Consider the following 13,758-nt stretch of genomic DNA (forward strand, 5'->3'; position numbering starts at 1 on the left):
TCAAATTGTGGGAGCTGGCCAGCTCCCACCTGTTTGATCGGCTTCGCTCGTTCAGTCGTTCTCGTGGGTCAGTTCCAATACCCGGTCCACCAGCTTGTTGATCCCCGATGCCACTTCGCTGATGTTCTTGCCCAGCATATAGGCCGGCGTGCTCACCAGCTTGCGCGCCTTGTCTTCGACGATTTCGTCTACCGCGCATTCCTGGTGGGTCGCACCCATCTTGTCCAGGGCGGCGGCGGTGTCGGCGTCGTTGCCGATGGTGCAGGTCACGCCTGGGCCGTAGATTTTTGCCGCCAGGGCCGGCGAAATGCAGATCAACCCCACCGGCTTGCCCGCTTCGGCAAAGGCTTCGGCCAGTGCCAGTACGTCCGGGTTGACGCTGCAACCTGCGCCTTCGACGGCAAAGTTCGACAGGTTCTTCGCCGCGCCAAAACCGCCGGGCACGATCAGCGCATCGAATTCTTCCACGCGGGCCTCGCGAATGTCCTTCACCTCGCCCCGGGCGATGCGCGCCGACTCCACCAGGACATTGCGCGACTCAGGCATTTCTTCGCCGGTGAGGTGGTTGATCACATGCAACTGCGCGATGTCCGGGGCAAAGCACTGGACCTCGGCGCCGCGCTGATCCAGGCGCAGCAGCGTGATAACACTTTCATGGATTTCAGCGCCGTCGTACACGCCACAGCCGGAAAGGATCACTGCAATCTTTTTGCTCATGGGCATTTCTCCTGATTTATGGCGTTAAATGTCTACTTATTTGTCGCGCATTGCCAATGGGACAACCGGCCACTGCACTAATCTTGGTGTAACAATAATTGACCGGACTGGCCCATGGACTTCGTCCCTTACGCGGTACCGTTTTTCATTGCCCTGATTGTGGTCGAACTGCTGGCCGACCGTTGGCGTGGCGAGCGCAACTACCGGGTGGCCGACGCCATCAACAGCCTGAGCACCGGTGTATTGTCCACCACCACTGGGCTGTTGACCAAAGGCGTCGGGCTGCTGACCTATGCCTTCGCCCTCAAGCATTTGGCGCTGTTCGAGATGCCGGCCCAGAGCGTCTGGACCTGGGTGTTCGCGTTTGTCTTCTACGACTTCTGCTACTACTGGCTGCACCGCTGCGGCCACGAGCGCAATATCCTGTGGGCGGCGCACTCGGTGCATCACCAGAGCGAGGACTACAACCTCACCACCGCCTTGCGCCAGACCAGCACCGGCTTTTTGCTGAGCTGGGTCTTCTATCTGCCGCTGGCTGTCGTCGGCGTGCCGCTGCTGGTGTTTATCAGCGTGGCGTCGCTCAACCTGCTGTACCAGTTCTGGGTGCATACCCGCCATGTGCCCAAGCTCGGCTGGTTCGAATGGTTCTTCGTCACACCGTCCAATCATCGGGCCCACCATGCACAGAACGCTCTCTACATGGATCGCAACTACGGCGGGGTGTTCATTATTTGGGACCGTTTGTTTGGCTCGTTCCAGGAAGAAGACGAAAACGAGCCGGTGATCTTTGGCGTGACCACGCCTCTGGCCAGCTGGAATCCGCTGTGGGCCAACCTGCAGTTTTATGCACAGCTGTGGAGTGACGCCCGGCGTACCGAAAATGGGTGGGACAAACTGCGTATCTGGTTCATGCGCACCGGCTGGCGCCCGGCGGACGTCCAGGCCAGGTACCCGCTGGCCAAGCCGGACCTGAGCCAGTTCCGGAAATTCGAGGTGCCCCTGGACACGCGCCAGCAGATTTACATCGCCCTGCAATTTGCCGCGTATGTGGGTTTTGGCAGCTATTTGATGAATGTCGGCGAAGGCATGCCGACCGCTGCGCTTGTGTTGGGCTGGAGTGTGATGGCACTGGGCTTGTTTACCCTGGGCGTGGCCCTGGAGAATCGCCCGTGGGCCTTGAAGGCCGAGCTGCTGCGGTTGGGGCTGAACGTGCCGTTGGTGTGGCTGGCGCCGCTGGTCGGGTTGTGGCCCGCCAGCGTGCTGGGCTGGCTGGGGTTGGCCAGCTACAGCCTGCTCAGTGTCATCGGCCTTTACTGTTGCCGGGGCCGGCTTACTCGATTGGCGTCGTAGGCTCGGGCTTTTTCGGCTCGGCCAGTTGCTCCTGCTCCAGCCGGGCTTTTTCGGCCGCGCAGTTTTCCCGGGTCAGGCGGGCGTTGCGGATGCGCCGGCGCAGCCACAAGCCCAGGCCGAGCACCAGCAAGGCGCCGAGGACCCACAGCTCGTACTTCTTGACGCTGCCCAGCATGCCTTCGAGCACGGCGCCAAAGTGATAGGCCGCAGCACCCAGCGCTGCCGCCCAGATCGCCGCGCCGATACCGTTGAGCAACAGGTAGCGCCCCGGCGGGTAGCCGGACAGGCCAATGGCCACGGGCATGACCGTACGCAAGCCGTAGACGAAGCGGAAACTCAGTACCCAGATATCCGGGTGCCGGCGGATATGCTCCAGCGCCCGATCGCCCAGCAGTTGCCAGCGTGGCTTGCGCGCCAACAATTTGCGCCCGTGCTTGCGGCCCATGAAGTACCAGAGCTGGTCGCCGGCGTAGCTGCCGAAGAACGCGACCACCACCACCACGTTGATATCCATGTATCCGCGGAACGCAAGGAAGCCTGCGAGAACCAGGATGGTCTCACCTTCAAAGAACGTCCCCAGGAAGAGGGCAAAGTAGCCAAAGTCATTCAGAAATTGTTGGAGCATTGTCTGGGTGCTGGCGAAATGAACGCGCAGCCTACGCCTTCGTGAACATTCATGAAAGTATCGAGATGTGTCACGAAGTGAACATTTCCTACGTAAAGCATGAATGCGGCTACAGGTCGCATGCCAGTTGGATGAGTAAGCACAACTGTCATTCCTTCGTCATAATGGCCGCTTATAACTGTCACGCTCGCCCGTCAAGCCGGGCTCAGGAGTCTGCCGTGAGCTTTACCCCCGCCCAACGCCTGTTTCCCGCTACCCGCCTGCGCCGCAACCGTCGTGATGATTTTTCTCGCCGCCTGGTCCGTGAAAACGTACTGACGGTGGATGATCTGATCCTGCCGGTGTTTGTGCTGGACGGTGAAAATCGCCGGGAAGCGGTGGCGTCGATGCCGGGTGTCGAGCGCTTGACCATTGATCTGCTGCTCGAAGAGGCGGCGCAGTGGGTTGAACTGGGGATCCCGGCGCTGGCGCTGTTCCCGGTCACGCCGGCCGGGCTCAAGTCCCTGGACGCCGCCGAGGCCTGGAACCCTGAAGGCATTGCCCAGCGCGCAACCCGCGCCCTGCGCGAGCGTTTCCCCGAGCTTGGGGTGATCACCGACGTGGCGCTGGACCCGTTCACCACCCACGGGCAGGATGGCATCTTGGATGAAGAGGGTTATGTACAGAACGACATCACCGTCGACGCACTGGTCAAGCAGGCGCTGTCCCATGCCCAAGCGGGCGCCCAGGTGGTGGCCCCCTCGGACATGATGGACGGTCGGATCCAGGCGATCCGCGAGGCGCTGGAGCTGGCCGGGCATGTCAACGTGCGGATCATGGCCTATTCGGCCAAGTACGCCAGCGCCTACTACGGCCCGTTCCGCGATGCGGTCGGCTCGGCATTGAACCTGGGCAAGGCCAACAAGGCCTCGTACCAGATGGACCCGGCCAACAGCCACGAAGCCTTGCACGAAGTGGCGGCGGACCTGGCCGAAGGCGCCGATATGGTGATGGTCAAGCCTGGCATGCCGTACCTGGACATCCTTTATCGGGTCAAGGAGGAATTCAAGGTGCCAACCTTTGTCTATCAGGTCAGTGGTGAATACGCCATGCACATGGCCGCGATTCAAAATGGCTGGTTGGGTGAAGGCGTGATCCTTGAGTCCCTTACCGCCTTTAAACGTGCGGGTGCTGATGGCATCCTGACTTACTTTGCCGCCCGTGCCGCCCAATTGCTTAGAGAGCAACAATAGCCCTCACAGGAACACTCGATGAATACCGAAGGACTCACAGAAGTTGCCGTAAAAGATGCGCACCCGGTGGTTGAACAGGTGGCCGAAACCCCGCCGGAGCTTGCGCCCGAGCAGCCTGCCGTGACCGCGGAGCCGGTGGTGGCGGCACCGCCTATCGTGATTCCGAACCTGGACGACAGCAGCCTGTACATCCATCGCGAGCTGTCGCAACTGCAATTCAATATCCGCGTGCTGGAACAGGCGCTGGATGAGTCCTACCCGTTGCTCGAGCGTTTGAAGTTCCTGCTGATCTTTTCCAGCAACCTGGACGAGTTCTTCGAGATCCGTGTCGCCGGCCTCAAGAAGCAGATCACCTTTGCCCGCGAGCAAGCCGGCGCCGATGGCCTGCAGCCGCACCAGGCCCTGGCCCGTATCAGCGAGCTGGTGCACGGCCATGTGGATCGCCAATACGCCATCCTCAACGACATCCTCTTGCCGGAGCTGGAAAAGCACCAGGTGCGCTTCATCCGCCGCCGCAACTGGACCGTCAAGCTCAAGACCTGGGTTCGTCGCTATTTCCGTGACGAGATCGCGCCGATCATCACCCCGATTGGCCTGGACCCGACGCACCCGTTCCCGCTGCTGGTGAACAAGAGCCTGAACTTTATTGTCGAGCTCGAAGGGATCGATGCCTTTGGCCGTGATTCGGGCCTGGCGATCATTCCTGCACCGCGCCTGTTGCCAAGGATCATCAAGGTACCGGAAGAGGTCGGGGGGGCTGGCGATAACTATGTATTCCTTTCGTCGATGATCCACGCCCACGCCGATGACCTGTTCCAGGGCATGAAGGTCAAGGGTTGCTACCAGTTCCGCCTGACCCGTAACGCTGACCTGGCGGTCGATACCGAAGACGTCGAAGACCTGGCCCGCGCCCTGCGCGGCGAGCTGTTCTCGCGGCGCTACGGCGATGCGGTCCGCCTGGAAGTGGCGGACACCTGCCCCAAGCACCTGTCGGACTACCTGCTCAAGCAGTTCAACCTGGCCGAGACCGAGCTGTACCAGGTCAATGGCCCGGTGAACCTGACGCGCCTGTTCAGCATCACCGGCCTGGACAGCCACCCGGAACTGCAATACACGCCGTTCACCCCGCAGATTCCGAAGCTGCTGCAAAACAGCGAGAACATCTTCAGTGTGGTCAGCAAGCAGGACATCTTGCTGCTGCACCCCTTCGAGTCGTTCACCCCGGTGGTCGACCTGTTGCGCCAGGCCGCCAAGGATCCTCATGTCCTGGCCGTGCGCCAGACCCTGTACCGCAGCGGCGCCAACTCGGAAATCGTCGATGCACTGGTCGACGCCGCGCGTAACGGCAAGGAAGTCACGGCGGTGATCGAACTGCGTGCGCGGTTCGACGAAGAATCCAACCTGCAACTGGCCAGCCGCCTGCAAGCGGCCGGCGCGGTGGTGATCTATGGCGTGGTCGGCTTCAAGACCCACGCCAAGATGATGCTGATCCTGCGCCGCGAGGCCGGTGAAATCGTGCGTTACGCGCACCTTGGTACCGGCAACTATCACGCGGGCAACGCCAAGCTCTACACCGACTACAGCCTGCTGACGTCCGACGACGCGCTGTGCGAAGACGTCGGCAAACTGTTCAGCCAGTTGATCGGCATGGGCAAGACGCTGCGCATGAAAAAGCTGCTGCATGCGCCGTTCACCCTGAAAAAGGGCATGCTCGACATGATTGCCCGCGAGACCCAGTTCGCCCTCGACGGCAAGCCGGCGCATATCATCGCCAAGTTCAACTCGCTGACCGATCCGAAGATCATTCGCGCGCTGTACAAGGCCAGCCAGTCCGGCGTGCGGATCGACCTGGTGGTGCGGGGCATGTGCTGCCTGCGTCCGGGCATCGCGGGCGTGTCCCACAATATCCACGTGCGTTCGATCATTGGGCGCTTCCTGGAGCACACGCGGGTGTTCTACTTCCTCAACGGCGGCGAGGAGCAGATGTTCCTCTCCAGCGCCGACTGGATGGAGCGCAACCTCGACAAGCGGGTGGAGACTTGCTTCCCGGTGGAAGGCAAGAAGCTGATCATGCGGGTCAAGAAAGAGCTTGAGAGTTATCTGACCGACAACACCCACAGCTGGAGCCTACAGTCGGACGGGCGCTATGTGCGCAACACGCCGACCGGCAACCAGAACCCGCGCAGTGCCCAGGCAACCTTGCTGGAGCGCTTGGGCAGCCCGGTGCTGACGGTCCGCTGATATCGGCCAGGCCTACACCCCCCACTGAGAAATCGGACAGCACCGTCAGATTTCCCAGGTTGGGGAGTCCAGGCTCCCGCTCCTAGACTGACCTCGGGCTATCAGGCGATAGCCTGTATAGCGCAGTTGAGGAGTTTTCGATGATCGGATCGGGCGTAGGAATCGGGCTTGAAGCCTCGGGTTTTTTTGAGGTGCTGGCCGCACCGCCGAAGGGCTACCGCAGTGCGCAGGCCATGTCGTCCGACATGGCTCGGGCGGCAGTCACTTCAGAGTCGCTGGTGCGCGATTCATTGCAAGGTATCGCCAACATCGACCAGGGTTTGCAGGGTGGCAATGCGTTCCTGCAGGTCAACCCCGATGCACGTGAACAGGCGCGGGCGCGCGATCAGGAGCGTGCCGGCGGTACCGTGCGCGGTTTTTTGCACGGCGTGCCGATTGCCCTGAAAGATGTCTTTGAAACCAGCGGTAAAATGCACACCAGTGCGGGTTCCCGTGCGCTGGTCGGTTCACCGGCGACCAAAAACGCCAAGGTTGTGGACAACCTGCTCAAGGCTGGCGCCGTGATCGTGGGCAAGACCAATATGAGCGAGCTGTCCAACTTCCGCTCCAGCGTGGCGGTCGATGGCTGGAGCTCCCGTGGCGGGCAGACCCTCAATCCCCATCGGCTGGGAGGGCAGGTGGCAGGGTCCAGTTCGGGTTCGGCGGTGGCGGTCGCCCAGGGCCTGGTACCGTTGGCACTGGGCATCGAGACCAACGGCTCGATCATTGCCCCGGCGGCCTACAACGGCGTGGTTGGTTTGAAAACCTCGGTCGGGCTGGTGAGCACCGAGGGCGTCATCACCAGTTCCAGGCTGGACTCGGTGGGCACGTTTACCCGCAGCGTGCGGGATGCTGGCGAAGCGCTCAATGCCATGACCGAAACCACCGGCTATACCGCCGGCCTGACGGCCAATGCCTTGCAGGGCAAGCGTATCGGCTACACCCCGCTGCCTGAGCTGTCGCCGCAGGCCGCCCAGAATCCGGCCCTGCGCGCAGACAGAAAGCACTACGAGGACGCGCTCGCATTGCTCGCGTCCAAGGGTGCAGTCATGGTGCCCATAGGCAGGCTGGACGCGAATGTATCGAATGAGACGTACGATCAATACAGCGACGCGCTGTTTGCTGGGATCAAGCAACGCCTGGAAGGCTACTTGGCCGGCCGGGAAGGGTTGCCCGTGAAGTCGCTGGCTGAGCTGATTGCGTTCAACGAGCGTGACAGGAAAACCGGGGAGCCGGACCAGGCGTTGCTGGAGCACATCAACAGCCTGGACGTGACGGATGAGCAGCGCGAGCAACTGTGGGCGGCCGTCCTGCCGACTTTCAAGGACACCCTCGATAAGCCGTTGAGCGAGCACAGGCTCGATGCCATCGTGTCGAACTTCCGCTCCGACAGTTACTACTTTGCCGCCGCAGCCGGTTACCCCGGCATCTCGGTGCCCTCGGGCATGGATGAGGAGGGTATGCCAACCGCGCTGCACTTTTGCGGCACGGGCAACAGTGAAGCCACGCTGCTCTCGGTTGCACACGGTTATGAACAGGCCTCGCAGGCCATCCGCGAGCCGGCGTTCCGGCCTGGCGTACCGCTGTCGTCCGAGAGGGTCTAGGTGTCAGTGCACGTTCAAGCTGAACCCCACCCGCGTCAGCCACTCGGCTTCCTGGGCGAAATCCGCCTGGGTCAGTTGATTCTCGTCCAGCCAGTTTTTGGGGAACACCACATCCAGGCTGTCGCCATTGGCGCGCAGGGTGACTTGCGGCATCTGTTGGGTGCCTCGAATGTGATGGAACAGGATCGCAAAGCGCAGTAGGGCGCATAGGCGAATCAGCTTGATACCCTCGGCGCCGAACTCGGCGAACTTGTCCTTGGGGATATTGCGGCGATGGCCGCGCACCAGCAGCGCCAGCATCTGCTGGTCCTCCCGGGAAAACCCCGCCAGGTCGGAGTGCTCGATCAGGTACGCGCCGTGCTTGTGGTAATGGTAGTGGGCGATGTCCAGGCCCACCTCATGGACCTTGGCCGCCCAGCCCAGCAGTTCACGCCAGACCCCGTCTTCCAGGTCCCAATCCTCGGCGACCTGGTCAAAGGCATGCAGCGCCTTGCGCTCGACCCGTGCCGCCTGTTCCAGGTCAACGTGGTAACGCTCCATCAGCGAGCCCAGGGTGCGCTCACGCACGTCTTCGTGATGATGGCGGCCCAACAGGTCGTAGAGCACACCTTCACGCAGGGCACCATCGCAATGGTCCATACGCTGCAACTCGAGGGCGTCGAAGATGGCTTCCAGGATCGCCAGGCCGGCAGGGAAGATGGCGCGGCGGTCTGGCTTGATGCCATCGAAGTCGATCTTCTCGGCATCGCCGAGCTTGAACAGCTTGCGCTTGAGCCAGGCCAGGCCTTCGGCATTCACTTCGCCAGTGCCATGGCCGCCGGCCTTCAGGGCCAGGCCGATGGCGCGGATGGTGCCGGATGAGCCGATGGCTTCATCCCAGGTCAGGCGGTGCAGGGCGTGTTCGATGCTCATGATCTCCAGCCGCGCCGCCGTGTACGCCTGGGCGTAGCGGGCCGGGGTGATCTTGCCGTCCTTGAAATAGCGCTGGGTGTAGCTGACGCAACCCATTTGCAGGCTTTCGCGTAGCAGCGGCTCGAAGCGTTGGCCGATGATGAACTCGGTGCTGCCGCCGCCAATGTCGGCCACCAGGCGCTTGCCGGGGGTATCGGCCAACGTGTGGGAAACGCCGAGGTAGATCAGGCGCGCTTCTTCACGGCCGGAGATGACTTCCACCGGGTGCCCGAGGATCTCCTCGGCGCGGCGGATGAATTCGCCACGGTTACGCGCTTCGCGCAAGGCGTTGGTGCCGACGATACGCACGGCGCCCTGGGGCATGCCGTTGATCAGTTGGGCAAAGCGCTTGAGGCAATCGAGCCCGCGCTGCATGGATTCTTCGCTGAGCTTGCGCTCATCGTCGATCCCGGCCGCCAATTGTACCTTTTCGCCGAGCCGCTCAAGGATGCGGATCTCACCGTTCTGGGCCTTGGCCACGACCATGTGAAAGCTGTTGGAGCCCAGGTCGATGGCGGCGATCAGGGACAGATTCTTGGCTTGGGATTGCGGCATGGGTAGGGGATCTCGGTCGATAACCTTGCCATCGTGCCACGATCAAACGCTGGCGCCAACGCGTAGTGCTCGGTGATTTGTCTTACCCCTGCTCTCGATCAAGTTTTGTAGGAAATGTAGGGCAAATTCCCGGGCGGCCTATGACATCTCCCTAGTGGTATGTAGGGGGTTATAAAGTTTTTCAAAAGTTGAAGTGCTTATGCGGTTTCCTACATGGCGGCGTTAATTATGCTGATCTTTAGTTTGCTCCGGACTACTTCTATAGTTGTTAAAAGGGACGGTTGTATTTAACAGGTCTCACAGGGTTTAAGGTGTTGTCTTATATTTATTAGGTGGTGGCCAGGGTGAAACTGTCCTTCGGCAATGATGCCGTGGTGTTATTTATTTATGGCTTTGTGTTTCATCAAGGAACTAAAGGTGGGCGGTAAACTGCCCGGATTAAATAAATAACGCCTGACACTTTCTAACGACAGGTTGATCATGAAAAAAGCATTGGGTTTGACGATGGGCATTATCTGCCTGGCAGCCAGTATCGCTGCCCAGGCAACAAACGTAGCGCAACTGGTGGTGCGGGGGACGATCACTCCCACCTCCTGCAACCTGAGCCTGGGTGGTGGTGGGATCATCGACTACGGGACCATCCGCTCCGGCGAGTTGTCCCAGACCGCCTTCAACCCTCGCGAGGAGCGAACCACCTCGGTGTCCGTCAACTGCGGCAGCACCCCGGCCAAGTTCGCCCTGGCCCTGACCGACCTACAGGCTAGCAGCAAGGTCACCGGGATCCTCGGTGCCGGCTATACCGAGGCGCAGAACTTCGGCTTGGGGGCCGTATCGAACCGGCGTACCGGCGGTTACTCGGTCACCCTGCGCGACCTGAGGTCGTCAGGGGTGGTGTTGAACCCGATCATGCGGTCGGGCACCGGCGCCTGGCAGGTCAGTGATGGCAAAGTCGCGCAATCCCCCAGCCAGTATTCGTGGCGCAATGGCGCGACCATTACTCCGGCAGCCGTTGCCCAACTGACCGGTGTGATTGCGGTCAAGGCGGTCATCAACAAGGCGCAGGACCTGGACCTCACCCGGGATGTCACGCTGGATGGGCGAGCTACTTTAGTACTTAGTTACATCTAAGCACTTATAAAAACAGCCGATATTGCAACGGAAGTTTTCTTGGTACTTCCGGAACTTGTCGGCTGCTTTTGCGTGGGCACTTGTTTGCTATTTGTTTGGGTCGTTGCGGAGAAAACACTGTGAGTTGTTTTTTGAAAGCGAGTGTGACGCTGTTGAGTTGTTCAGCTTTACTGTTTTGCGCAAGTGGCATGGCCTTCGCCGATGGCATGCAGCCCGAGACAACGGTGGTCGTGCTCTATGAAGAAGACGGTGAAGCGACGATCAATCTCAAGAACACCGATCCGGGTCCCGCGTTACTTCACTCGGTGATTGAAAACATCCCGGAAGATCAAGAGCCGCTGCTGGTTGTCACGCCGCCGATTAGCCGGGTCGAAGCCGGTGAAACCCAGTTGGTGCGTTTTATCAGCACCGCCGCTGCGCCGCTCAAGACCCAGCGCTTGAAACGCGTGTCCTTTGAAGGCATCCCCCAGGCCCGCAGCCCCGGCGGGGCGACCATTGGCATCACGCTGCGCCAGAACCTGCCGCTGATCCTGCATCCCAAGGGGCTGGCCAGGCACCAGGCACCCTGGGAACTGCTGAAGTGGAAGCGCCAGGGCAGTGGCCTGGTCGTGCACAACGACAGTGCGTATGTAGTGCGGTTGGCGCTGGAGTTGCAACTGCTGCCGGGCAAACAGCTGGCGACCCTGCCGCGCAGCTACATCCTGCCGGGTGAGACCCTGGCGGTCGCGACCCAGGGCGCCCTTTCCGCCGTCAGCTCGGTGGTCCTGCAGCCGGCGACTGTGTACGGGTTCAGCGTCGACAGTTACCAAGCCAATGTGGCCGATCATGGGAATTGACCGGGCGGTGGGCAAGATGACGGGTGGTGCCCGTTGTTCGGGGCTGTTCATGGGCCTGGCCAGCCTTCTCGGGGGGCATGGGGAGGTGGTGGCCATCGAGCTGGGGACGGGGTTTGACCTGGCGGCCCTGACCACCCATGGCATTGATCCAAAAGTCTCGGAATACTTTCGCAGTGCCGCGCGTTTTCGCGAGGGTGTCCAGGTGGTCGGGCTGCGGGTCAATGGCGCCGCGTTGGGGCTGGTCGACGCTCGTTTCGACTACCAGGGCCAACTGTGCTTTACCCGAGGGCTGCTGGACAAGGCCGGTTTGCGGGTGCCATCGGCGATCTTGCAGGCCGGTGTCACGGCCGATCAGGCATGCCATGACTTTATTGGTGAGTATCCGGCAACGATAGTGCGGTTGCGCCCCGGCAGTGACGAAGTATCCCTGGTGGTGCCCACGCAATCGTTGCGCGAGGCGCAGTGGGAGGCGGGCAGCTTCAGCCAGGGCGGTACGGCCGCCATGCTCAATTACGATGTGCTGGGGTTCGACAGCCATGCACGTGATGGCTCCAGCCGGTTTGTCTCGGCCTATACCGAGGCGGGGTTCAACCTGGGCAACTGGGTTGTGCGCAGTCGGCAGTTCTACATTTCCGATAATGGCAGGGGCAGCAGCGAGCATGTGTATGCCTACGCCCAGCGCGATTTCGCGGCCCTGCAATCGACCTTCCAGGCAGGCCAGATTTCCAGCCGCAGCCCGGTGTTTGGTGGGCTCCAGCTTTCGGGCTTCCAATTCTTTCCCGATGGGGTGGCGCGCCTTGGGAGCGCCAACGGTGTAGTGGTCGAAGGCCTGGCCCATAGCCAGGCGAGGGTTGAGGTGCGCCAGTCCGGGGTACTGATTTATTCGACCCTGGTGCCTGAAGGCCCCTTCAGCCTGACCGGTCTGCCGCTGCTCAATGGCACCAGTGACCTGGACGTGAGTGTCATCGGGACCCGGGGTGGCAAGCGCAGTTTCGTGGTGCCGGCGGCGTCGTTCGGAGCCCAGGTGCCTGTGGCGCCTGGCTTCGACTTTGCCCTGGGCAAGGTGCGCGAAACGCTCGTCAGTGGCCGGGAGCAACCGGTGGTGGCGATGGGCAGCGGTACCTGGGGCCTGGGCGCAGGCACGGCCCTGGGGTTCGGCGTGCTGGGGACAGATGAATATCATGCGGCCGGTGGTACGTTGAGCCGGGTGTTTTTCCAGCGGGTTTCGCTGACGGCAAGGCACAACATGTCGCGTGACCAGGTCCGTGGCGTGGGCGGCACGCGCAATGCCGTGTCGCTGGGCAGCCCGTTGGGCGCCGGGGTTGAAGTGAACCTGAGTGCTACTACCCAGAGCCGAGGTTATCGGGATGTCCTGGAGGCAGGCGCCGTCTCGAACAAGGACTTTCTGGATGCGCGTTTCCAGCGCCAGTACACCGCCGGGCTGAGTTGGGCCGAGCCGCTGTTTGGCGCGCTATCTCTCAGCTATTCGCGCAGCACCCAGTTTGACGGGCAGGGTGCCGAACACGTATTCGCGTCGTGGAACAGGCGTTTCAGTGAGGTTGATGTCGCGTTGATCGCCGACTCGCAAACCGGCCCGTCGCGCCGCCGAAAACGCCGTTATGCCGCCAATGAGGAGCTTCCCTCGCAAGGGATGTCCCTGCGCCTGCAGGTCAGCCTGCCCTTTGGCGAGAGCCGTCGCCTGACCTCCTACGCCAGTCGGCGCAATGGCCGCTCCGATATCGGCACATCCTTGTCGGAACGGGTCAATGAGTATGTGGACTATGAGGTTGGAGCCGAGCGCGATCTGACGGACCGCCAGCAATCGGTGCACGGGCGGGTCGATGTCATGCCGCGCTACACCCGCATAGGTGCGGGAGTGAACCGCGACGCCTCGGGAACCAGCTACACCGGGCAATTGCAGGGCGCCGTGGTGGCCCATGGGCAAGGGCTGACTTTTTCGCCCTACCCGGTACAGGACACGTTCGGCCTGCTGTCGGTGGGGAATATCTCGGGCGCCAAGGTCGAGACGCCCCAGGGCCCGGTCTGGACCGACTATCGCGGCCAAGCGGTCATTCCTGGGCTACCGGCGTACAGCAACAGCCACCTCCAAGTGCAGACCCAGTCGCTGCCCAAGCGCGTCGACCTCAAGAACGGCACCCAAACCCTGGCGGCTGCACGCGGCTCGTTCAATACCGTGGAATTCCAGGTGGTCAGTGCCCGCCATGTTCTATTGACTGCCCGTGATCAGCATGGGCGCACGTTACCCCAGGGAGCTGCTGTGTTTGGCACCGACAAGGCCTTTGTGACCAGCGTGGTGGGCGAAGGCCTGATCTTCCTGAATGACAGCCAGCCCCAGCAAACCCTGAGTGTCCAATTGCCGGATTCGACCAAACCCTGCCTGTTGCAACTGAACCTTGAGCCAGAGCCCTCCAATGACAAACTTTATGAAACCGCCTCGGCCACCTGCCAAGGGTTGTAAA

The 13,758-nt window shown here is 61.5% G+C and carries 10 protein-coding genes; 7 read left to right on the forward strand and 3 right to left on the reverse strand.

The window, feature by feature from the left end; translation table 11 throughout:
* Positions 1-51 precede the first annotated feature (51 nt).
* Positions 52-717 (reverse strand): isoprenoid biosynthesis glyoxalase ElbB, encoded by a 666-nt coding sequence (gene elbB, locus AC19YY_RS07355; RefSeq protein WP_432754770.1) that lies wholly within the window; start codon positions 715-717, stop codon positions 52-54.
* 114 nt (positions 718-831) lie between these two features.
* Here elbB and AC19YY_RS07360 point away from each other — a divergent pair, with 114 nt between their 5' ends.
* Complete coding sequence (locus AC19YY_RS07360) at positions 832-2,067, forward strand: sterol desaturase family protein (RefSeq protein ID WP_500604012.1); 1,236 nt, start codon at positions 832-834, stop codon at positions 2,065-2,067.
* On the opposite strand, the gene AC19YY_RS07365 is transcribed toward AC19YY_RS07360, so the two are convergent.
* Positions 2,048-2,692, reverse strand: coding sequence for a DedA family protein (locus AC19YY_RS07365; protein WP_169955033.1), 645 nt, complete (start codon positions 2,690-2,692; stop codon positions 2,048-2,050). The two genes, AC19YY_RS07360 and AC19YY_RS07365, sit on opposite strands and share 20 nt — an antisense overlap.
* A 218-nt stretch (positions 2,693-2,910) precedes the next feature.
* On the opposite strand from AC19YY_RS07365, the gene hemB reads away from it, so the two are divergent.
* From hemB to AC19YY_RS07380, 3 genes are all read left to right on the forward strand, one after another.
* Entirely contained in the window at positions 2,911-3,924 is a 1,014-nt protein-coding gene (gene hemB / locus AC19YY_RS07370; protein WP_169955032.1) for a porphobilinogen synthase, read from the forward strand.
* Between the two features lie 18 nt (positions 3,925-3,942).
* The gene (gene ppk1 / locus AC19YY_RS07375; protein WP_169955031.1) at positions 3,943-6,165 is read left to right on the forward strand and encodes a polyphosphate kinase 1; all 2,223 of its coding nucleotides are present in this window, start codon (positions 3,943-3,945) and stop codon (positions 6,163-6,165) included.
* 233 nt (positions 6,166-6,398) lie between these two features.
* Positions 6,399-7,808: an amidase family protein gene (locus tag AC19YY_RS07380; RefSeq protein WP_170042269.1), complete on the forward strand. Its 1,410-nt coding sequence runs from the start codon at positions 6,399-6,401 to the stop codon at positions 7,806-7,808.
* A gap of 3 nt (positions 7,809-7,811) precedes the next feature.
* Here the strand turns inward: AC19YY_RS07380 and ppx are convergent, their stop codons facing one another.
* A complete protein-coding gene (ppx, locus tag AC19YY_RS07385; RefSeq protein WP_500604013.1) occupies positions 7,812-9,314 on the reverse strand; it encodes an exopolyphosphatase in 1,503 nt (500 codons plus the stop codon).
* Positions 9,315-9,794: 480 nt separating this feature from the next.
* Here ppx and AC19YY_RS07390 point away from each other — a divergent pair, with 480 nt between their 5' ends.
* From AC19YY_RS07390 to AC19YY_RS07400, 3 genes are all read left to right on the forward strand, one after another.
* Complete coding sequence (locus AC19YY_RS07390) at positions 9,795-10,442, forward strand: DUF1120 domain-containing protein (RefSeq protein ID WP_170042098.1); 648 nt, start codon at positions 9,795-9,797, stop codon at positions 10,440-10,442.
* Positions 10,443-10,585: 143 nt separating this feature from the next.
* Positions 10,586-11,278, forward strand: coding sequence for a fimbria/pilus chaperone family protein (locus AC19YY_RS07395; RefSeq protein WP_170057555.1), 693 nt, complete (start codon positions 10,586-10,588; stop codon positions 11,276-11,278).
* Positions 11,268-13,757 (forward strand): fimbria/pilus outer membrane usher protein, encoded by a 2,490-nt coding sequence (locus tag AC19YY_RS07400; protein WP_500604014.1) that lies wholly within the window; start codon positions 11,268-11,270, stop codon positions 13,755-13,757. Before AC19YY_RS07395 ends, AC19YY_RS07400 begins: the two co-directional genes overlap by 11 nt.
* Position 13,758 lies beyond the last annotated feature (1 nt).

This window comes from Pseudomonas sp. MF09156 (assembly GCF_059862305.1).